Annotated in this window: 16 protein-coding genes and 1 pseudogene; 4 read left to right on the forward strand and 13 right to left on the reverse strand. The window is 66.3% G+C overall.

Features of this window, described 5'->3' with window-relative positions:
- On the forward strand, nucleotides 1-1,153 hold a 1,153-nt coding region (locus tag C474_RS15200; protein WP_008388368.1), incomplete at its 5' end, for an amidase.
- Between the two features lie 5 nt (nucleotides 1,154-1,158).
- On the opposite strand, the gene C474_RS15205 is transcribed toward C474_RS15200, so the two are convergent.
- The 12 genes from C474_RS15205 to C474_RS15260 form a co-directional block, all read right to left on the reverse strand.
- Nucleotides 1,159-2,478 carry a DUF362 domain-containing protein gene (locus C474_RS15205; RefSeq protein WP_008388369.1) on the reverse strand — a complete coding sequence of 440 codons (1,320 nt, stop codon included), beginning with the start codon at nucleotides 2,476-2,478 and terminating at the stop codon, nucleotides 1,159-1,161.
- A gap of 89 nt (nucleotides 2,479-2,567) precedes the next feature.
- The gene (locus C474_RS15210; protein ID WP_008388370.1) at nucleotides 2,568-2,996 is read right to left on the reverse strand and encodes a universal stress protein; all 429 of its coding nucleotides are present in this window, start codon (nucleotides 2,994-2,996) and stop codon (nucleotides 2,568-2,570) included.
- 200 nt (nucleotides 2,997-3,196) lie between these two features.
- The gene (locus C474_RS15215) at nucleotides 3,197-4,369 is read right to left on the reverse strand and encodes an enolase C-terminal domain-like protein (protein WP_008388371.1); all 1,173 of its coding nucleotides are present in this window, start codon (nucleotides 4,367-4,369) and stop codon (nucleotides 3,197-3,199) included.
- Between the two features lie 67 nt (nucleotides 4,370-4,436).
- The gene (locus C474_RS15220; protein WP_008388372.1) at nucleotides 4,437-5,219 is read right to left on the reverse strand and encodes an HpcH/HpaI aldolase family protein; all 783 of its coding nucleotides are present in this window, start codon (nucleotides 5,217-5,219) and stop codon (nucleotides 4,437-4,439) included.
- A 111-nt stretch (nucleotides 5,220-5,330) separates the two neighbouring features.
- Nucleotides 5,331-6,398 carry a hypothetical protein gene (locus tag C474_RS15225; protein ID WP_008388374.1) on the reverse strand — a complete coding sequence of 356 codons (1,068 nt, stop codon included), beginning with the start codon at nucleotides 6,396-6,398 and terminating at the stop codon, nucleotides 5,331-5,333.
- Nucleotides 6,399-6,402: 4 nt separating this feature from the next.
- On the reverse strand, nucleotides 6,403-6,687 hold the full coding sequence (locus tag C474_RS15230; protein ID WP_008388376.1) for a hypothetical protein: 285 nt from the start codon (nucleotides 6,685-6,687) through the stop codon (nucleotides 6,403-6,405).
- 34 nt (nucleotides 6,688-6,721) lie between these two features.
- A complete protein-coding gene (locus C474_RS15235) occupies nucleotides 6,722-7,927 on the reverse strand; it encodes a hypothetical protein (RefSeq protein WP_008388378.1) in 1,206 nt (401 codons plus the stop codon).
- Nucleotides 7,928-7,934: 7 nt separating this feature from the next.
- Complete coding sequence (locus C474_RS15240; protein ID WP_008388380.1) at nucleotides 7,935-8,990, reverse strand: 3-isopropylmalate dehydrogenase; 1,056 nt, start codon at nucleotides 8,988-8,990, stop codon at nucleotides 7,935-7,937.
- A gap of 123 nt (nucleotides 8,991-9,113) precedes the next feature.
- Nucleotides 9,114-10,268, reverse strand: coding sequence for an ABC transporter ATP-binding protein (locus tag C474_RS15245; protein WP_049917076.1), 1,155 nt, complete (start codon nucleotides 10,266-10,268; stop codon nucleotides 9,114-9,116).
- Between the two features lie 90 nt (nucleotides 10,269-10,358).
- Entirely contained in the window at nucleotides 10,359-11,192 is an 834-nt protein-coding gene (locus tag C474_RS15250; RefSeq protein ID WP_008388384.1) for a carbohydrate ABC transporter permease, read from the reverse strand.
- Between the two features lie 2 nt (nucleotides 11,193-11,194).
- Nucleotides 11,195-12,136, reverse strand: a complete 942-nt coding sequence (locus tag C474_RS15255) for a carbohydrate ABC transporter permease (RefSeq protein ID WP_239640439.1) — start codon at nucleotides 12,134-12,136, stop codon at nucleotides 11,195-11,197.
- Nucleotides 12,137-12,264: 128 nt separating this feature from the next.
- The gene (locus tag C474_RS15260; RefSeq protein WP_008388388.1) at nucleotides 12,265-13,833 is read right to left on the reverse strand and encodes an ABC transporter substrate-binding protein; all 1,569 of its coding nucleotides are present in this window, start codon (nucleotides 13,831-13,833) and stop codon (nucleotides 12,265-12,267) included.
- Between the two features lie 136 nt (nucleotides 13,834-13,969).
- On the opposite strand from C474_RS15260, the gene C474_RS15265 reads away from it, so the two are divergent.
- Nucleotides 13,970-15,526: a TCP-1/cpn60 chaperonin family protein gene (locus C474_RS15265; RefSeq protein ID WP_008388390.1), complete on the forward strand. Its 1,557-nt coding sequence runs from the start codon at nucleotides 13,970-13,972 to the stop codon at nucleotides 15,524-15,526.
- 68 nt (nucleotides 15,527-15,594) lie between these two features.
- On the opposite strand, the gene C474_RS15270 is transcribed toward C474_RS15265, so the two are convergent.
- Complete coding sequence (locus C474_RS15270; protein ID WP_008388392.1) at nucleotides 15,595-17,280, reverse strand: TCP-1/cpn60 chaperonin family protein; 1,686 nt, start codon at nucleotides 17,278-17,280, stop codon at nucleotides 15,595-15,597.
- Between the two features lie 717 nt (nucleotides 17,281-17,997).
- On the opposite strand from C474_RS15270, the gene C474_RS15275 reads away from it, so the two are divergent.
- Nucleotides 17,998-19,173, forward strand: coding sequence for an enolase C-terminal domain-like protein (locus tag C474_RS15275; protein ID WP_008388394.1), 1,176 nt, complete (start codon nucleotides 17,998-18,000; stop codon nucleotides 19,171-19,173).
- Nucleotides 19,173-20,271 (forward strand): annotated as a pseudogene (locus tag C474_RS15280) (Gfo/Idh/MocA family protein). Before C474_RS15275 ends, C474_RS15280 begins: the two are co-directional and overlap by 1 nt.
- Nucleotides 20,272-20,441 lie beyond the last annotated feature (170 nt).

A 20,441-nucleotide genomic window follows, 5' to 3' on the forward strand; every position in this document is an offset into this window, starting at 1 on the left:
CCGACTGCTCTCGGCGGGCGCCCGCGTCGTCGGCAAGACGAACATGGACGAACTCGCCTACGGACCGACGAGCGAGACGAGCGGATTCGGGCCGGTGACCAACCCGGCGGACGAGCGTCGGGTCGCGGGCGGGTCGTCGTCGGGAAGCGCCGCCGCCGTCGCCGAGGGCTCCGCGGACCTCGCTCTCGGGAGCGACACCGGCGGGTCGGTCCGCATCCCGGCGTCGTTCTGCGGCGTCGTCGGATTCAAACCCTCGTGGGGCGCGGTCCCGCGCGACGGGTTCGTCGACTTGGCGTACACGCTCGACCACATCGGAACGCTCGCGCCGGACGTCGAGACGGCGGCCGTCGGCTTCGACGTAATCGGGGGGTACGACTCCCGCGACCCCTCGTCGGCGTTAGCGACGGGGATTTCGGTCGGCGAGTGCGCGGCCGGACTGACCGACGCGTCCGAGCCTGCGGACCTGTCGTTCGGCGTCCCCGAGGAACTTCTCTCCGACCACGTCTCCGCGGCGGTGCGCGACCGATTCGAGGAGACGATAACGGCGCTGGAAGCCGCCGGCGCGACGGTCGAACCCGTCCGACTGCCGACCATCGAAGACGCCGTCTACGTCTGGAACGCCGTCACGAACGTCGAGTTCGCCGCCGCGCTTCGTCGGAACGGACTGCCGATAGAGCGCCCCGGCCCGTTCGACACGTCCCGGTACGACGCCGCGAGCGCTCGGCAGTCCGCCGCGGGCGTCGGATTCGGCGACGTGGTCCGCGAACGCGCCCTCGTCGGCGCGGCCCTCCTCGACCGATACGACGGCCGCCACTACACCCGCGCGCGGAACGTCTGTGCGACCCTCGAATCGGAGTTCGACGCGGCCCTCTCCGACCACCACGCCCTCGTCTCGCCGACGATGCCCGTCGTCGCGCCCGAGGTGGGCGCGTGGCAACCGCACAGCTACGACGCGAACGCGGACGAGGGTCTCACCGTTCCGCTCGCGTACAACACGCGTCCGATGGACCTCGCGGGCGTCCCCGCGGTGACCGTACCCGACGGCGGCGACGGCCTCCCGGTCGGTATCCAGTTCGTCGCCGGGAGGCACGAGGACGCACACCTCCTCCGCGTCGCGCGCACCTTCGAACGGGTGCGCGACGGAGACGCGTAGGGGAGTTACTGCTCGATTTCGGTCGTCAACCGACCGTCGGCGTCGAACGTCAACCGCCTGCGCTCGCCGATTTCCACGTCGTCCCGTCCCGCCAACTGGTCGAGAACGGGTTCGGACGCGAGCATCGTTCCGGGTTCGAGCGTGTTCGTGATGCGACCGATTCGCATCTCCGAGAGGTCCGGCACACCCGTCATCGACGCGGCGAGGACGAACGCCGTCGCGTCGCAGGGGACGACGAACGGAACCTTCGAGCGCTCGGGTTCGCCGCTCGTGGTGATGTTCACGTACATGTCCTCGAAGTCAACCGACTCGAGGAGGTCGCGGTTCATGTAGTCCGCGAGGCCGATACCGATGGCGTTGCCGTGCGACTCCTCGGTGAGCGACCGGACGTAGATTCGCGTTATCTCCGGCGTGTCCACCTCCGGTTGGTTGTGGAACCGGACCCGACCGACGACGTTCGTGTCCATCCCGGTCCCGCTCACGTTCTTGCCGAGTTCGTCCACCATGAGGAAGTCCAACTGCTCGACGGGTAGCGAGGGGAACAGTTCCGCCGACCGTTCGAGCAGTTCCGTCTCGCGTTCGGGGAGGTTGTCGACCGGGATGCCCTCGATACGCGCGGCGTGTTCGCGGTCGTTCTCGACGACTGCGACGCCGCCGACGACGTCCGTCGCCTCGAGCAGCAGTTCGGCCCGTTCGGGGATCACTTCGTCGAATCCCCGTGCGATGGCGGCGTTGTGCATGTTCTCTGCGCCGCGGTGCTTGCCGAGTCCGACGACGGCCATCTTACAGAGGCCGGACTCTATCGGTCCGCGGTAGTCGGTGTGGAGCTTCACGCGGTTCGCCAGCAGGATGGCGTCGGCGTCGAGTGCGTCCCGTGCGGCGTACACCGGTTCGCCGTTCGGGTCTTCGGCCACCTCCTCGACGGCCATCGACGACCGAATCTCACAGCCCATCGACGCCTCGGTGACGCCGAGGGATGCGAGCGTCTCCACTTGTCCCTCGGCCGTCGCGCCGCCGTGGCTCCCCATCGCGGGCATGACGAACGGTTCGAATCCCCGGTCCTGCAGTTCCTCGACGGCCGCCGAGAGAACGGCGGGCATATCGTGTATCCCCCTGCTCCCGGCGGTTATCGCGACTTCGGCCCCCCGGGGGAGGTCCTCGAACGCCGGAATGTCGTCGACCGCTTCGACGGTGGCCCGGCGAACGTCGTCGACCTCGGGCGGGTCGGTGACCGTGCGCACCGTCGCGAACGCCGGAAGATCGTCGAGCGACGCGTCGTTCACCGCTTCCAGCTGTTTCCGTCCGGGAAACTCGAGTTCGACCATGGTTTCGTTCGACTTTCAGCCCCTCGGTAATGAACGCTTGTACTCCATCGCCGCGGCACCCGACGCACTCGGGGATGGCCTACGTCTCGTCATTCGTCCATCACGGCGACGACGGGGACGTCCGAACTCAAAAGGACGGACTGCGTGGTGCTGCCGAACAGCGCCTTCCCGACGGGCGTCCGCTTGCGCCCGCCGATGACGAGGTACTTCGCGTCTACTCGTTCGGACTCACTCAACAACTCTTCGACCACGTCGCCGACGCGCCCGCGTACGGTGATTCGCCCCGGTCTATCGGTCGAGGTTCGGACGACCGCCCGTGCGGTCGCTTCCGCGTCGTTCTGCCCGTCTTCGACGGTGTACTTCTCGCCCCGTCTGACGTTGTTTCGGTCCTCGAATTCCTCCTGCGGAAGGACGTGGACGACGACGAGTTCGTCGTCGTACGCCTCCGCGAGGTCCTCTCCGACGGTGATCGTCCGGTCGGATTTCTGGTCGCCGTCGACTGCTGCCAGTATCGCCATTTCGTGATACATACTCTCATCCGCACATAAGCTTTGGCGACGGACTACTCCCGAGACAGCGTATAACCGCCGCCGCGGGGAGTGACTCTCCACGACCGGAGATGTCGCACGGCGGTTCGGAGGCGCTCACCGTCCGCTCGTCACCCCGTTCGTCCCTCGTCGTCGCTACTCCCTGTCGGTGGTCGTTCTTTCTCCGACGTTCACTCGTAGACGTGGACGCTTCCGGTGTTGTTCGCCTCGACGTAGTCCCAGTCGTAGTCGACGCCGAGTCCGGGGCCCTCGGGAACTGGCACCGTTCCCTCGTCGTCGATGGCGTCTATGTAATCGGAGTACCCGCCCTCGTACACCGGGGCGATGGGGTTCGGAAGTTCGGGGTGGACGAGTGCGAGTTCGTAGTAGTTCGCGTTGCGCGCGGCGGCCATACAGTGTCGTTGCGCCGGACCGGGGGCGTGAAACTCCACGTCGAGGCCGAATCCCTCCGCCACGCGGGCGATTTTCATCGCGCCAGTGATTCCGCCGTCGTACTCGGGGTCCGCGCGGACGAAGTCCGTCGCGCCGTTGGCGATGAAGTCCGTGTGCGGTTCGAGGCCCCTGATGTGCTCCGTCTGGAGAATCGGCGTGTCGAGCATCTCGCGGAGTTTCTTGTGACCGTGCTGTGAGATGCCGCCGTCGCGGTAGGGGTCCTCGTACCAGAAGAACCCCTCCTCGTCGCAGGCGCGACCGACCTTCACCGCATCCGCGAACGTCTCGTACTGACAGGCGGGGTCGAGCATCAGGTCCATCTCGTCGCCGACGCGCTCACCGAGGGCGTGGACCGTCTCGATTTCTCGCTCTATATCGCGCCACTCGTCGGAGCCCCAGACGTGCATCTTGAACCCCGGATAACCAGCGTCGAGACACTCCTCGGCGAAGTCGGCGTACGCCTCCGGGGAGTCCAACCCCCCGTTCTCGTCCGCTTCGTACGTCGAAGCGTAGGCGGGGAGTCGCTTACGGTAGGTTCCGAGGAGTTCGTGGATGGGCGCGCCGTAGTACTTGCCGGCGAAGTCCCACAGAGCGATGTCCATCGGCCCGATGCCCATCCGGTCGTACTTCCTGAGCGCTCGTTTCAGTTCGCTCCAGTGTCGCTCTCGTTCGAGGGGATTCTTCCCGACGAGGTAGTCCGCGACGACGTTGAACTGCGCCGCGCCCGGCGAATTCCCGCCGATGTACTCGCCCGTGATGCCCTCGTCCGTGTGTATCTTCAGCGCGAACTGCTTTCGCTCCGTCGTCGTTCCCGGTTCGTAGACGAGACTGAAACCGTCCGGGTTGTGCCCCGTATCTTCCAGCGGAAACGAGAACTCGGTGCTCTCTATTCGCGTGATAGTCGGTACCATGACGTGTACTTTCGGGTGGGAAGCATAAACGTGCGGGTCGCTGTTCGTCGGCCGTCATCGCGCCCGCTTACTCTCGCTTGAGGATCTCTTTCGAGTGGTCGAGTGCGTCCGCTGCCCCCGATGCGAGGTGCATCGCGTCCACCCCCGCGACGAGGTAGTCCACACCCCAGTCGAGGCGGGCCTCTCGTTCGTCGGCGCTCGTCGCGAGCGTTCCGACGGCGATACCGGCGTCGTGAGCCGCTTCGACGACGCGGTTCACCCCGCCGATGAACTCCTCGTCGTCCCACTCCCCGAAGCGGTCCATCGACATCGAGAGGTCCACCGGCCCCACGAACAGGCCGTCGATGCCGTCCACCGCCGCGATATCCTCGGCGTTTTCGACCGCGCGTTCGGACTCCAACTGGACGAACCGGGCGAGGGAGTCTTCGACCGTCTCGACGTGTTCGGAGAGCGACCGACCGTACCCCGACGCGCGGGCGAGACCGAGTCCCCGCCGTCCCTCCGGCGGGTATCGACTCGCATCGACGATTTCCGCCGCCTGTTCGGCCGTCTCGACCATCGGGACGAGAATCGCCGTCGGACCGAGGTCGAGCGTTCGCTTCAGCGTCGTCGGGTCGTCGTCGGCGACGCGGACCAACGATTCCGTCTCTCCGGGCGCGGCGTCGACCGCGCGGAGCATGTTCTCCATCGTCTCGTACGTTATCGGCGTGTGTTCCTGGTCGAACGCGACGAAGTCGTACCCGATTTCGGCGAGTAGTTCGGCCGTCGCCGGGGCGGGGATGGTGGCCCACGTCCCGACTAACGGGTCCGTCGCCTCGGCGATATGCGCCAGTCCGGCGTTTTCGGTCATAGTTCCTCCGTCTCGGCCCAGATACCTATAGCTTCGACTTCGTGTCGACGTTCCCGGGAATCGCTCCGCGTCGCCGAACGACCCCGAACGCCGCCGTCCGTCGCGTCTCGGTCAAGCGGTACACGGGTGGCCCGCGGCCGCCGCCCGTTCTCGAAGGGTCCGTCGGGCGTCCGTCAGCGGTGCGGTGTCGCCCTCGACGCGGCCCTTCTCGATGCGAGTCGTGATGGCGGACGCGACGCGACACTCCGCCGCGTGGAGGTCGGTTTCGAGCGTCGAGACTCGCTCTCGTTCCGCCGGGGCGAGGTCCGCCTCGCGCACGCCGTCCAGCATCTCCGCTCCCCTCGCCGACAGGAAGACCGACTGTCGAGTGTGCTCCGATAGCCTGGCGGTGCCGTCGCGGTCCCACTGCAGTTCGACCGCCTCCTCGTCCAGCGCGCTCACGTGGAGGGCGGCTCTGTCCACCGTCGCGTCCGTCTCGTCGTATCCCGGGACGAAGTCGGCCTGCGCGTCGTAGCCGACGAAGACGGCCCGTTCGGGCGCGCTGTAGGCGTCGGCGGGGTACGCGGCGGCACCCAGGCCCGCGGCCCCGAAGAGGAACAACCCGACGAGGAACAGTCCGAGGAACGCCCGCGGCGCGCCGCGGACGGGCTTCGGTTCGAGGAGCGGGTGGACTCGCGTTCGGTTCATCGGTAGCGAGGCTACCCGCTCCACGAGCGACGCGAGCGAGTGCGTGTTCTCCGAGGCGCCGGTGACGACGACTCGCCCGTCGCCCGCGACGCGGACGAAGGAGTTGTGGTACCCGGTGTGTCGAACCGTGAGACCGCGGCCCTCGCCGAACTCGTCGCGGCGACACTCGTCGTACTCGTCGGTGGCGGTGACGGCCTCTTCGATGTCTGCGAGGGTTTCCTCGGTGTCGCAGACTTCACCGTCGGAGACGAACACCGACTTCCGCTCGAAACTCAGCCCGGACCCGTTGCGCCTGTACTCCGCGAGTCGGCGAATCCAGAGTTTCGCGCGGGCCAACGCGACCGGAATCACCGGCAGGAGGACGACGACGGCCGCCGCTCTGAGATACCCCGCATTCGACGCGGGCGAGAGCCCGTACCGGAACACGGCCCAGAGAGTGCCGAACACGAGTGCGACCGACCCGAACCCGACGAACGTTCGGAGCTTGTTCATCCGGTCACCCCCCCAGGAACGCCCTCTTGATGCGTCCGAAAAAGCCGACGTTTCGGCGCTCGCTCTCCGCTTCGAACACCGGACCGAGCTTCGACCCGAGGTCCTCGCGGCTCTCGAAGCGGTCGACGTCCGCCTGCGAGAGCAGTTCGGCCAGCATGATGGAGTTTCCCTCCTCGTCCAACTGGATGTTCGCCAACGCGTGTTCGCGCTCTAACCGCCGCACCGAGACGGGGTACGACCACCCCGACTCCGAGACCAGTTCGTGGACAGCATCCGGGCCGTGTGTCATGTTCACTCGTCTCCGTTCACGGACTATAAACCTTTCACGCGGTGTCGGCGGATGCGGTCGGCGGGCCGGATTCGCCATCGGAGCCGACCGTTTCGTTCGGCCCGTCCGCCTCGTCGAGTAACGAACTGACGCACCGAAAGCCGAGGCGTCCCCCGTCCGGGCCGCGTACCGCCGCCAACAGCACGCGCGACCTATCGAGCGTCTGCGTCTCCGAGAGGCGCGTCCCGTTCGCATCGAACGCCCGGACGACGACGGTGTACCGACCCCACCGAACCACGGTTTCGTTCGCGTCGGCCAGAGACGACGACACCGCGTCCGCGGTACCGACCGACCGCCACCGGTCGATGGTAACTCTGAGCGTCTCGCCGGACGGCGGCACGTACCTCGCGGTGTGTCTCTCGGTGGGTTCGGGAGGGCTCCCGAGTTGGATGCGGTCGTCGAACGACCCGACGCTCTCCGAATCGACGAGACGCCACCCGTCTAACCCCGACGCACTCGCGCCGGGGACGACGGCGGGAGCGAGTTCGGTCGGGTTCGCGTCGTCGGGCGGCGACGGACACCCGAACGCGGCGTAATCGAGGCGCTCCGCGGAACTCGACGCCGGCGATTCGTCCCGAACCGCCGCCGCAGTTTCGGTCGGTCGATCGCTCGGCGCCGAAGTCTCCTCCGCGGCGTCGAACGGCGGCGCGTTCAACGACGAGGCGAGGTCCGGACCGACGAGAGCGACGCCGCCGAGGCACGCCGCGACGACGGCGGCGGCGACGAGTCGCCGTCCGAGGCGTCTCCGACGGGCCCGGGAGCGTTCCCGTTCGGCGCGGACGGCGCCGGGTTCGACGAACTTCGCCGCGCCCTCGCCGAGATGCCGTTCGAGAATCGACGCCGCGCGGTCACGCTCGACGGCGTACCGGACCACGCGAAGCAGTTCCGCGGCGTCGACGGTCGGTCGCTCGCTGGCGGCCGACTCCGTTTCGCGGGCGGCCGATTCCCGCACGATACGAGAGGTGACGACTCCCCTCGTCCGCCCGTCGCCCGCCGAAGTCGGCGCGCCGTGCGTCACTCGAAGCCGACGCTCCTCGTCCGGGAATTCGACGGAGAGAACCGTCCCGTCTCGCGTCGTCGGCCGCCCGCGCGCGCCCCACAGGTCCGCGACGAACGCCGCGAACGCCTCCTCGTCCCCACGGCGAAGCGCCGCCGAGAACCGCTTGACCTCCGGGTCGGTTCCGCGCGAGCGAAGACGCATCTGCCGTTTAGAGGCGCGTCCGGAGGTCGGAGACGACCGATTCGGTGCCCGAAGCGCCCCCCAAATCCGGCGTTCGAGGCGCGCCGTCGTCGGCCAACTGACTCGCGACGGCGTTCCACAGGTTCGCGGCGGCGTCGTCCTCGCCGAGGTGGTCGAAGAGCATCGACACGGAGAGCACCGTTGCAAGCGGATTCGCGACGCCCTCGCCGGTGATGTCGGGTGCGCTCCCGTGGACCGGTTCGAACATCGACGGGGAGTGTCCCTCCACGTTGATGTTCGCCGAGGGTGCCAACCCCATGCTTCCGCTGACGATAGCGCCGAGGTCGGTGAGGATGTCGCCGAACAGGTTCGAGGCGACGATGACGTCGAACTCGTCGGGCCGACGAACGAGGTCCATCGACGCGGCGTCCACGAGGAGGCGTTCGACCGTCACCTCCGGGTACTCCTCGGCTATCTCGGCTACGATCTGGTCCCAGAACACCATCCCGTGGGCCTGCGCGTTCGACTTCGTGACGTTCGTCAGGCGACCGTCGCGTTCTTCGGCCGCCTCGAACGCCTCGCGGACGATGGCTTCGGTCCCCTGCCGCGTGTAGATGGCCGTCTGCACCGCCACCTCGTGTGCGTACCCCTGGTGTTCGTGGCCGCCCGCGTCGGTGTACTCCCCCTCGGTGTTCTCGCGGAAGACGACGAAATCGATGTCTTCGCCCTCGTATCCCCGAAGGGGGCTCTCGACGCCCTCGAACAGCACCGACGGGCGCTTGCAGACCTGTTGGTCGAACGCCTTCCTGATGGGGAGCATCATCCCTCGGAGCGTCACGTGGTCGGGGATATCCGGGTGACCGACCGCCCCCAGCAAGATGGCGTCGTGCCCCTCTAACGTCTCGATGGCGTCGGCGGGCATCATCGCCCCCTCCTGCAAGTAGCGTTCGCTCCCCCAGTCGTACCGCGTCGTCTCGACGGAGAACCCGCCTCGTTCCGCGGCGTCTTCGAGTATCGGAAGCGTCGCGTCGACGACTTCGACCCCGATACCGTCCCCTGGTAGTAGTGCGATATCGTACGTCATACTCCGAGAGTCATCGAGTGCGGTCAAAAGCGTTCCCCCGACGAGTACCGGCCGTCAGCACGTGTTCGTACTCGCCGTCGAATCTTCGTCGTCTACCGAGGGTATCCAGCCGTCATCGGCCCGTCATGCCTCCTGTTCGATGGTGCGCGGTTCCGCGTCGGCCCGTTCGTGGCCGTGAACGAGCGCTTCCTCGGTGTTGCGGTCGAACAGGTGGAGGTCGGACTCGTCGAACGTCACGTCGACTGTCTCGCCCTCCGCCGGTTCGATTTCGACGGGCGCGCGGACGCGACACTCCTTTCCGCCCACCTCGAGGTAGAGGAAGTTGTCCGACCCGATGACCTCGACGACGTCCACCTCCGCCTCGAACGTCTTCGCGTCCGGTGCGGTCGAGTCGATGCGGAGGTTCTCCGGGCGGATACCGAGGGTGTACTCCCCGTCTCCGCCGACCATCTCGACGACGTCGTTCGAGACGGCGTACGAGATACCCTCTCCCGCCAACGTTCCGCTCCCGTCGCTCTCGGTGCGGAGGTCCACGTCGAAGAAGTTCATCGACGGCGACCCGATGAAGTCGGCGACGAACGCGTTCGCGGGTCGGTAGTACACTTCCTTCGGCGTTCCGACCTGCTGGAGTTTGCCGTCGTTCAAGATGACGATGCGGTCGGCCATCGTCATTGCCTCCTCCTGGTCGTGCGTCACGTATATCGTCGTGATGCCGAGTTCGGAGTGGATGCGGGACAGTTCCGTCCGCATGTGTTTCCGGAGTTGCGCGTCGAGATTCGACAGCGGTTCGTCGAACAGGAACACGGCCGGTTCGCGGACGATGGCGCGCCCCGTCGCGACGCGTTGTTGCTGCCCGCCCGAGAGGCTCCCGGGCTTTTTGTCCAACAGGTCCTCGATGCCCATCATCTCGGCGGCCTCGACGACGCGGCGGTCCACCTCCTCGTCGCTGAGGTCCGTACTCAGTTGCAGTCCGTACCCCATGTTCTGCCGAACGGTCTTGTGCGGATAGAGCGCGTACGACTGGAACACCATCGCGATGTCACGGTCCCGCGGCGACATCTGGTTTATCGGTTGGTCGTCCAACCGTATCTCGCCGTCCGTGATGGACTCCAACCCGGCGAGCATCCGCAGCGTCGTCGACTTCCCGCACCCGGACGGGCCGACGAACACGACGAACTCTCCGTCGGGGATGTCGAGCGACAGTTCCTCGACGGCGACTATCGGACCGGACGTATCCTCGAACACTTTCGTTACGTCGTCGAATTTAACACGTGCCATGGTAACTCACTCCAATTTTGGTTTGCGGCTCTCTTATTTAGTAGTATCCCCGGTACGGAACTCGAACGCCCCGCGGGGTGGTGATACGCGTCACATCCCTCCCAGTCCCTCGCCGACGTAGCGCTGCGAGAGACCGTAGAAGACCACCGGCGGCGCCACGAGGAGCACCACGGCGGCCATGAGGATGTTCCACTGCCGGAGCACGTCGCTTCCGAGGATGTAGTGCAGGGCCACCGTGGCCGTGCGGACCTCCTCGTCACTCGTGAGGACGAACACCCACAGGAAGTTGTTCCACGCCGTCAGGAACGCGAACAGGGCCGCGGCCCCGACCGCGGGCGCCGACAGGGGCAGGACGATTCGCAGGAACGCCCCGAGTTCGCTGTGACCGTCGATCAGCGCGGCCTCCTCGATGTTCTCGGGGATGCCTTGCCTGAAGAACCCCTGCAGCAGCCAGATGGTCTGCGGGAGGACGAAGATGGACAGCGCGATCATGACGCCCACGAGGGTGTTGATGAGATTGAGGAGGTAGAACACCTCGTACACCGGGATGGTGATGACGATCCACGGGAACATGATGGTGAAGACGGCGGTGTAGAACAGCACCTTCCGTCCGGGGAAGTCCAGTCGCGCGAACGCGTAGGCGCCCGGGATGGAGAAGAACAGCGAGATAACCGTCGCCGTGACCGAGACGAGGATGCTGTTTTTGAAGAACGTGATGAAGTTGTACCGCTCCCAGATCTGTTCGTACGCCGCCATCGTCAGACTCTCCAGCGCCGGGAGGTAGTTGGTCGCCGGGTCGATGGCCGCGAAGTTCGTCAGGAACGACGTTCGAATCACCCAGTAGTACGGCGCCAACGCGAACAGCGCGAAGGCTCCGAGCGCGGCGTACAGAACCAGTCGTGACCGTCGAGTCTCGTTTATCATGGTCAGACGTACATCTCCTCTTCGTCTTGAATGACGGTCACGTAGAAGATGGCCGCCGTCATGGATATCACGATCATCGCCATCCCGAGCGTGTAGGCCCGCGCGAACTGGAGGTTCACGTAGGCCGTCTCGTACGTGAGGATGCTCATCAACATCGTCCGGGTGCCGGGTCCGCCGCCGGTCAGTTCGAACGGTTGCGCGAACTCGGCGACGTTCCACGCCGTCCGCAGGGCGAGAATGACGATGGTCGGCGTCACGAGGTGGGGGAGGGTCACGTCACGGAACCGCCGAAGTCGCCCCGCCCCGGCTAACGCCGCCGCTTCGTACTGTTCGCGCGGAATACCGACGATGGCCGCGGCGTAGATGATTCCGGCGTACCCGTAGTCGTGCCACGACTGCGCGACGATGAGCGACACGTACGGCCACAGGTCCTCCGCGAGGAACGCCGGCGTCGACACGCCGAAGATGTCCGTGATGAGCCTCGGGAGCATTCCGAAGTCGCTGTTGAGGAACCACAGCCAGATGACACCTCCCGCGAGCGGCGCGGAGAAGTACGGGGACATGACGATTGCGCTGGCCCACTCTCTCCATCCGCTCTTGAGTTCGCTCAGGAGTAGCGCCGCGAAGAGGCCGATGAACAACTGCAGGAACGTCGTCCCGAACACGAACGCCAGCGTCCACCCGAACGCGAAGTGGAACAGGTCGTTCGTCAACAGCCACATGTAGTTGTCGAGGCCCACGAACGTCCCGGCTCCCCCCAAGCGCGCGTTGGTGAACGTCATGTAGACGCCCCGCACGATGGGGAAGTAAAACAGGAGCGTGAACATCAGGAACGTGGGGAGAATGAACAGGTAGCCTATCCAGTTCTCCCGCGCGCGGTCCATCAGCGTGCTCTCCTCCATGCCGTACTTCTGCCGAATGTGTTGTGTGTTTTCTTGCGCCAAGGTAGTAGTTCGATTTCTCTCTACTGATAAAAATGTTGGGGGAGATATTCGCCGGATTTACCGGAGTATAGGCCTGTACTCGCCGCTATCCGATTTGCGACGGGGCGGCGGCAGTAAGTCGAGCGGACTTACTGTCCCAGTCGTTTGAGGATGCGCTCTCGGACGAGTCCCGGCGTCTCCTCGACGGAGTGCTGCCCCGCGATGGCTTGGCTGATGGTCTCGTTGATGTCGGTCCACCGAATCGGGTCGACGTCCGGCACGTCCCACGCCGCGCCCGTGGTGGAGTACTGGACGCCGTACTCGTCTGCGTTCTTGTACGCCTGTTCCGTGCTCTGGGCGAGGTCGTACTCGTCGAGGACCTCCTGCAGTTTCGGCGCGAGGCCCGGAAGAGCCTCGTAGTACTCGCCCCACGCGGGCAGGACGAACTCGTTGTCGCTGAGCAGGAACATATTGAGGTCCCACGCGGCGTTCTGCTTCGCGTCGCTGGCCTCGAAGATGCACTGCTGCTGTTCGAGCGCCCACATGTGCCCGCCGTGTTCGCCCTCGACGCCTTCGAGGTCGCTGATTCCGAAGTTGTTACCGAACTCGGAGTCGACCTTCGGGTGCGGGAGGAGCATGAAGTCGCCGTCACCGCCCTGCCAGCCGAACTTGACGTCCTCCTTGACGGAGGTCCAGCGACTGGCGGTCGGCACCGCGTAGTTGAACGAGGCGACGCGGCCGGTCAGCATGAGCGAGGGGATGTCCTCGTCCCCGCGCTGGGCCGCCTCTTCGCTGCTGAACTCGTTGGCCATCTTGACGCAGGTCTTTATCATCCCGTCCGTCTTGCCCCGATCCTCGTGGTTCTCGTTCGCGACGACGACCGTTTTGTCGTCGCCCTCGCCCCGCATCCACGGGTCGGTCCCCTCGGTGTAGGCGGTCCGAGCGTAGCCCCAGTACGACTCCAAATCGCCGGGGACGCCGGTCTCCTCGTAGGCGATGATGTCCTGGTTCTTGTCGATTCGGCGGACCGCATCGAGGAACCCGCTCCACGTCGAGAGTTCCTTCTTCGGGTTACTGACGCCGGCCTCGCTGAAGGACTTGGGACGGATGCCGAGGTTGCTGTTCGTGTGGCGCATACCGCCGCCGGACCAGTACTCGCCGCGGTACTGCGCGGACTCCTTGTTCGCCGCCGTGAAGTCGTTCGGTAGGAAGTCAGTCGACTCGATGAACGGCTTGTGGTCCGGAACCTTGTCGTTGAGGTAGAACTGGAGGCCGCCGCCGCCGGCCTCCGCGAACGTCGGCGGGTTGCCCGACGACACCGTCGAGGAGAGCTTCGACCGGATGTCACCGTAGGACGCGGTCTGGAGACTCACGGAGACGTTTCCGTTCTTCTCCTCGAACACCTTCATCGAATCCTGGAAGTGCGACTTCATCCCCGCGTTCTCGACCGCCTGCGCGCTCAGGTAGTCGATAGTGACGCTCTCGGACCCGCCCGAGTCCGAATCCGTGTCGCCGCCCGAACCGGTCCCGCCGCCGTCCCCCTTCGGTTCTGGCGTCCCGTCGCCCTGTTCGCCGCTACACCCCGCGAGGGCACCGAGCGCACCGACTGTCGCCGTGGCCGCAGTCGCCTGTACGAACTGTCGCCGCGACGGTTTGTCGCTCGTCGGCGCCTCGGTGGGCTCTGTACTCTCCCCGTCTCCCGTGCTACTCTGTGACATGTACCTTCCGAATGATAGACGATGACAATAAGTGTTTCTCATCAGAGATTCACTTTTGTGGATCTTATCCGACGATATCGGATGAACTGCCCTTCTCTCCCTCACACTTATGACCCGTGAGGCGGACACCGGGAGTATGAATACCGACGCCCAACGCGCGTTACTCGACGACGTCGACCGCGTCTGCGACCTCGTCGGTACGACGCTCGGTCCGTTCGGTACGAACAAACTCGTCGTGGAGTCCGGAGGCCGCGTGACGGCGACGTCTTCCGGGACGATGCTCCTCGACCGTCTCGAACTGGACGACCCGGCGACGACGCTCCTCGAACGGGCGACGGGGGACTTCCGCGAGAGACACGGCGACGGCGCGACGACGCTCACGCTCCTGACGGGTGCGTTGCTCCGCGAGGCGGACGCGTTGTTCGAACGCGGCCTCCACCCGACGACCGTCGCCCGCGGCTACCGCGAAGCGCTCGCGGTCGCCGTCGACCGACTCGAATCCCGCGCGCGTCCGCTTTCGGTCGTCGGCCCGGACGCCGTCGCGCGGACGGCGCTCACCGGGACGCGAAACCCGATGACCAGACGGCGCGTGAGCGAGGCGATAGCGGACGCCGCCGCGACGGTGTCGGCCTCGGACGCCCCGAATGGCGGACGCGCGGATTTGGACGTTCTCGCGCGCCTCGGCGGCGTCGGAGACACCGACCTCGTCCCCGGCGTCGTCTTGGAGACGCCGCTGGTCTCCGATGCGATGCCGCGACGCCTCCCCGACGCGGGCGTGGCCCTCCTCTCTTCGACCGTCGACGTTCCCAAACTGGGCGGCGCCACGGAGTCGGCCGACCGGGACCTGTCGCTCGACGCGGACACGTTCGAGGAACGCGCCGCCATCGGCGAGTACGAACGCGACGAGTTCCGCCGAATTCTCTCGTCGGCCGTCGCGTCGGGGTGTCGCTTCGTCGCGACGAAGGGCGGCGTCAACGACCGGGTGAAGACGCGACTGGCCGACGCCGGGGTCGCCGCCGTCGACCGCGTCGAGGACGGGGAGATGGAGCGCCTCGTCCGGAGCACCGGCGGTCGGGTGGTTCCCTCCCTCGCCGAGGTGACGCCGGAGACGATGGGGGCGGCGGACGTTCGCGTTGAACGCCTCGCCGGTCGCGAGTTCGTCTACGTCGAGGGTGACGGCGCGCCGCAGTTCTCGCTCGTCTGCCGCGCCCCGGACCCGCGGTCGGTCGCCGCGTTCGAGGAGAGCGCGGAGAGCGCCGTCGCCGCCACGTTCCGGGCGCTCGAAGACGGACGCGTCGTTCCGGGCGGCGGCGCGACCGAGGTGGACCTCGAACGCGCGATTCGAACGGCCGCGCGGGGGACCGCTGGCCGCGAACAACTCGCGATGGAGGGGTTCGCCAAGGCGCTCGTGACGGTCCCGAAGCGACTCGCCGAGAGCGCGGGCCTCGACGGGTGGTCCGGCGTCATCCGCCTTCGCGTCGCGCACGACGAGGGTCGGTCCTCCGCCGGCGTCGACGCGCTAGCCGGCGAGATTCGGGACGTTCTCGAAGGCGAGGTAATCGCGGAACCGCTCGGTCTCAAGCGCGACGCGGTGGCCTCGGCGACGGACCTCGCGACGCAGTTGCTCCGCGTCGACGAACGTGTCCCGGCGAACGACCTCTCCGACGAGGATTCGACCGCTGCGGCGAGATAGTCCGCATCCGTCTCTTGCTTTTCGACGTCTCTTCCGATTCCTCCCCGTCGATCCGTTTCGACGGGGCGTTAGTCGTGTTCGGTCTGCGGAGTGAACGGACCGGGTTCGACGCCCGGAGAGACCACGGCGTCGACGGTGGCGAGTTGTTCGGCCGTCGCGACGGCGATGTCTATGGCCTGCGAGAACACGCGGCGCGGTTCGAGGACGCCCATCTCCCACGCGTCCGCGGCCTCGCCGGTGGCGACGTCCACGCCGACCGGGGCGGGCCGGTCGTCTGATTCGGCGTGCGCGTTCCGGAGCGTCGTTCGAACGTCGAGCGGGTCGTACCCGGCGTTTCGGGCGAGCGTCGTCGTCAGCGACTCGCAGGCGTCCGCGAACGCCTCCACGGCCAACTGCTCTTTGCCCTCGATACCGCGGGCGAACTCGCGGAGGTCGCGGGCGACCGCGAGCGACGGCGCACCGGCCCCCGGAAGCACCTGTCCATCTATCGCGGCGATGGCCGTGGTTTCGACGGCGTCCTCGACCAACCGTTCGTGAGTCGTTCGTCCTTTCTCGGTCGGTGCGCCGACGAGAAGCGTGAACACCGGGCCGTCGCACTCCTCGAAGTACGCCCACTTCTCGTCGCCGACGCGCCGTTCGGATACCCGACCGGCCCGCCCCAGTTTCGACTCGTCGAGGTCCGAGACGTGGCCGACGACGCCGGCATCCGTCGCGCGGGCGACGCGGTGGATGTCCGATTTCGGGTACTGCGCTCTGTCGATGACGGCGACGCCGTGGGATTCGAGTGCGGCCTTCACCTCGTCGTCGAGTTCTGCGCGGACGACCAGAACGTCCGTACCCAGGTCGGCCACCCCCGCGGTGACCGACTCGATGGCGGCGTCTCGGGAGTCGGCGTACGCCGCGAGAGAGCCCGCAGAGTCCAGCGTCACGCCCGATTGTCCCTCTCGGCCGAAGCTCGTCGCCGACTCCTCTACGTCGATACCGCGTTCGAGGACGGCGACCCGGGCGTCGGTGAGGACGCCCTCGACGGCGGGCGACCAGTCGAACGACAGGCGACTTCGGTCGCTCGTCTCGTGCGCGCCGGGCCGCCGACGGACGAGGTGCCCGCGCGAAAGCGTGCACTCGGCGCCGACGCGCGTTCGGACGGTGATGTCGTCCGTGTCGATCCACCCGTCGTCGCTCTCGCGGGCGAGACTCGAGACGGCCGCCGAGACGGCGTCGGCGTACTCCCGCCGCCGTCGGTCCGAGAGATCCGCCGTCATCGTCGTCGCGGCCACCTGCGAGAGCAGTTCTCTGTCCGCCGTTCCGACCGGACGCGAGAGGTCGTCTAAGACGGACCCCGCCCGGTTGGCCGCCATCGCGTAGCCGACGACGATGCTGCCGGGGTGGAGGCCCTCGGCCGCCAGTTCCGCACCCGACTCCAGGAGTCTCGCGGCGAGGAGCGCCGCCGCCGTCGTCCCGTCGTGGAGGCTTCGCCGCATGGAGTCGAGTCCGTCGACGAACAGGGCGGCGACGGGGTGGCCGAATCCGCCGCCCCGTTCGATGGCGTCGAGGAGGTGTCCGGCGTCCCGCGTCACGACGGTCTCCGGTGCGTCCTGCGGGTCCACCGTTTCGACGAGGGTCGTTCCGCCGGTCGGACCGTACGTCGAGGCGACGAGCGATTCGACCGCACGGGCCGCTTCGACGACGTACTCTCGCGCCGCCTCGTCGCGGGTGAGCCACGCCCCCCGTTCGCTCTCGCCGTCGTGTGTCATGATTTGGCGGAACGTACCCCGGAATATAAAACTATGTGACGGCGAATCTCCGCGTCGAGGCTCAGCACCCGACGAACGAAACGTCCCAACCCCCCCGGCCGACCTGACGATTTCTGACCCAGCCACCGCGAACTGTGCGACATGAGCGCACAGTAACAAGGAAACGGACAACGGGTGTCGCTCCGTACGCGAGGCTGAACGGGCGAGACGTCACTCGCCGAATCTCCCGTCAAAGCGTCGTGGATACCCGCTCTGGACGGTTTTCAGGCAAACCAACTCGGCGGTCCTTCGGCCGTCGGAGACGTCGTTCATCATCGATGAACGCACTCTCTGCGGCGCTGCTTTTCCCCACCGGACTGGTTGGCCGACCGAATTTTGCTCCACTTCTCTGGAAGATTGTTCTCTTTTCGGAGTTTATCCGGGCCCTAGTACCACTTTGTCGTTTCAGAGCGTCCCCGGTGGTGACGGCTGAAAGCGCTGTTCGTCAGTCCCTATTCGCGAGGATGTTACAGCAATAGTGTTGTAATAGAATTTCAAACTTCCCGAGTATTCCTCCGAACCCCGCGTTGTCCGACGGTTTACCGACCACGTGCGACGATGATGAACGCCCCCGTCGAAAATCGACGGCTCGAAGTGGCCGTCCGGCATCGTTCTGGCGGCGCGTTGCTGCACGGGTTTGAACCGGTATTTATTACGATACCCCGCCTCGGGAGAGGCATGACACCGACGATTACTCGGATAGAGAGTACGGAGTTCCGGTATCCGCTCGAAGACGTGGGCACGGACGGCCACGGGTTCAACCTCGCGTACGAACCGGGGACGACGACGGAGCGAAAACTGTTCGCGCTGAAGATACATACGGACGAGGGCATCACGGGCGAGTACATCGGCGGGAATTCGCCGGGCGCGGCGCAGATAAACACGTTCGCGAACTACCTCGTCGGGAAGAGTCCCCTCGAACGAGAGCGACACTGGAGCGAAGTCAAGCGCGCCCTGCGAAAGTACGACCGGATGGGTATCGGCCCCATCGACATCGCTCTGTGGGACTTCGCCGGCAAGTACTACGGCGCGCCCATCCACGAACTGCTCGGAACCTACCGGACGCGCCTGCCCACCTACGCCTCGACGTACCACGCCGACGAGCACGGGGGGTTGGACTCCCCGGAGGCGTACGCCGACTTCGCAGAAGAGTGCCGAGACGCGGGCTACCCCGGGTTCAAGATTCACGGGTGGGGCGGGAGCGACGAGGCGCGAGACGTGAAACGGGAGGTGGAGACGGTACGGGCCGTCGGCGAACGCGTCGGCGACGAGATGGACCTGATGGCCGACCCCGCCTGCGAACTGGAGACGTTCGCGGACGCGTTGAAGGTGGGCCGCGCCTGCGACGAGTACGACTTCCTCTGGTACGAAGACCCCTACCGCGACGGCGGCATCTCCCAGCACGCCCACAAGAAACTCCGCGAGATGATAGAGACGCCCCTCCTGCAGACCGAACATATCAGGGGCCTCGAACCGCACACGGACTTCATCGCCAACGGCGCGACGGACTTCGTCCGCGCGGACCCCGAGTACGACGCGGGCATCACTGGAGCGATGAAAATCGCTCGCGTGGCGGAAGGCTTCGGCCTCGACGTGGAGTTCCACGCTCCCGGGCCGGCGCAACGACACTGTATCGCCGCCGCGCGCAACGCGAACTACTACGAACTCGCGCTCGTCCACCCGATGGCGCAGAACACGCAACCCCCGGTGTACGAGGGGGACTACTCGGACATGTTCGACACCATCGACGACGAGGGGACGGTGCCGGTACCGGACGGTCCCGGACTCGGCGTCGACTACGACTGGGATTACGTCGAGGCGAACAGCACGGGAAGCGTTCACGTCTACGAATAATGACGTTCGAGGCGGGAATCATCGGTACCGGCGGAATCGCGGGGATGGGCATCCTCGGAATGCACGACGAGGACCAGATAGGCCGAGAGAAGGTCAAAGCGAGTCACGCCGGCGGGTACGGCGAAACGGAGGAGATAGAACTCGTCGCCGTCGCGGACGTCGACGAGGGGAAACTCGCGCAGTTCGGCGAGGCGTGGGACGTCCCCGAGGAACGGAGGTACGTCGGCCACGAGGCGATGCTCGCTGTCGAGGATTTGGACGTCGTCTCGGTCTGTACGCCGTCGTATCTCCACCACGACCAACGTGGTCGATGCGGTCCACTCGGACGCGAATCCCGACGTAATCTGGTGCGAGAAACCCATCGCTTCGTCCGTCTCGGAGGCCGAAGAGATGGTGGCGGCCTGCGCGGAGGCGGACGCCGAACTCGTCGTCAACCCCTCGTTTCGCTTCACCGACAAACTCCGCCGCCTCCGCGAACTCGTGGTCGAAGAGGACATCCTCGGCGACGTTCGCTCCGTGAGCACGCAGTTCCGCATGGAACTGATGCGGAACTCGACGCACCTCCTCGATACGCTGGTCTACCTCCTCGACGCGCGGGCGGACCGAGTGTCGGGGTACATCACCGGCGAGAACGAGGCGGTCGATTCGCTCGGCGCCGCGGCCGAGGTGGACGACTCCGGCGGCGGCGGCCACGTCGTCATGGACGACGGGACGTTCGTCACCGTCGACTGCACCGTCCCCCGAGGCATCTCTTCGATGAGTCTCACCTTCGTCGGCACGGCGGGGAAACTCTACATGAACAACGACGACGGCGAGTGGCGCTACTGGTCCTTGGAGGACGGCGACCACGTCGAGACGCCGTTACCGGATATCGAGGGCGCGTGGACGTGGGACGAGGACTACCGGACCGCTTTCCCGAACGCCGCGCGGCGCATCGAATCGATGCTCCGCGGGGACGCGGAAAACCCCTCGACGGGCGAGGAGGCGACTCGCTCGCTCGAAATCATCGTCGCGTTCTACATCTCTCACTACACCGGCGGACACGTGGACATCCCGCTCGAGAGACCGTTGCGCGACGTCGAGATAACGTCCTGGTGAGGCGGAGAGCGGTGGAGCGAAAGCGGGCGGTCAGCGGACGGCGAACGCCCGAATGCTGACTCACCCGTGCCGTGGACGGAGATAATCCGTGGTCCGTTCGGACTCGGGTGGACAGTCCCGCCCGAGCGTCTGAGTCGGGTCCCAATCGGTTGTACCATCTTTCTCGCCCT

This window comes from Halogeometricum pallidum JCM 14848, assembly GCF_000337095.1.
Classification (GTDB): Archaea; Halobacteriota; Halobacteria; order Halobacteriales; family Haloferacaceae; genus Halogeometricum; species Halogeometricum pallidum.

What these genes read in the sequence shown, in the direction of transcription:
- C474_RS15215 (WP_008388371.1), bottom strand. Translation starts at nt 4,369, where the DNA reads ATGGTACCGACTATCACGCGAATAGAGAGCACCGAGTTCTCGTTTCCG.
- C474_RS15270 (WP_008388392.1), bottom strand. Translation starts at nt 17,280, where the DNA reads ATGACACACGACGGCGAGAGCGAACGGGGGGCGTGGCTCACCCGCGAC.
- C474_RS15275 (WP_008388394.1), top strand. Translation starts at nt 17,998, where the DNA reads ATGACACCGACGATTACTCGGATAGAGAGTACGGAGTTCCGGTATCCG.
- C474_RS15225 (WP_008388374.1), bottom strand. Translation starts at nt 6,398, where the DNA reads ATGAACAAGCTCCGAACGTTCGTCGGGTTCGGGTCGGTCGCACTCGTG.
- C474_RS15250 (WP_008388384.1), bottom strand. Translation starts at nt 11,192, where the DNA reads ATGATAAACGAGACTCGACGGTCACGACTGGTTCTGTACGCCGCGCTC.
- C474_RS15210 (WP_008388370.1), bottom strand. Translation starts at nt 2,996, where the DNA reads ATGGCGATACTGGCAGCAGTCGACGGCGACCAGAAATCCGACCGGACG.
- C474_RS15230 (WP_008388376.1), bottom strand. Translation starts at nt 6,687, where the DNA reads ATGACACACGGCCCGGATGCTGTCCACGAACTGGTCTCGGAGTCGGGG.
- C474_RS15220 (WP_008388372.1), bottom strand. Translation starts at nt 5,219, where the DNA reads ATGACCGAAAACGCCGGACTGGCGCATATCGCCGAGGCGACGGACCCG.
- C474_RS15235 (WP_008388378.1), bottom strand. Translation starts at nt 7,927, where the DNA reads ATGCGTCTTCGCTCGCGCGGAACCGACCCGGAGGTCAAGCGGTTCTCG.
- C474_RS15265 (WP_008388390.1), top strand. Translation starts at nt 13,970, where the DNA reads ATGAATACCGACGCCCAACGCGCGTTACTCGACGACGTCGACCGCGTC.
- C474_RS15245 (WP_049917076.1), bottom strand. Translation starts at nt 10,268, where the DNA reads ATGGCACGTGTTAAATTCGACGACGTAACGAAAGTGTTCGAGGATACG.
- C474_RS15260 (WP_008388388.1), bottom strand. Translation starts at nt 13,833, where the DNA reads ATGTCACAGAGTAGCACGGGAGACGGGGAGAGTACAGAGCCCACCGAG.
- C474_RS15240 (WP_008388380.1), bottom strand. Translation starts at nt 8,990, where the DNA reads ATGACGTACGATATCGCACTACTACCAGGGGACGGTATCGGGGTCGAA.
- C474_RS15205 (WP_008388369.1), bottom strand. Translation starts at nt 2,478, where the DNA reads ATGGTCGAACTCGAGTTTCCCGGACGGAAACAGCTGGAAGCGGTGAAC.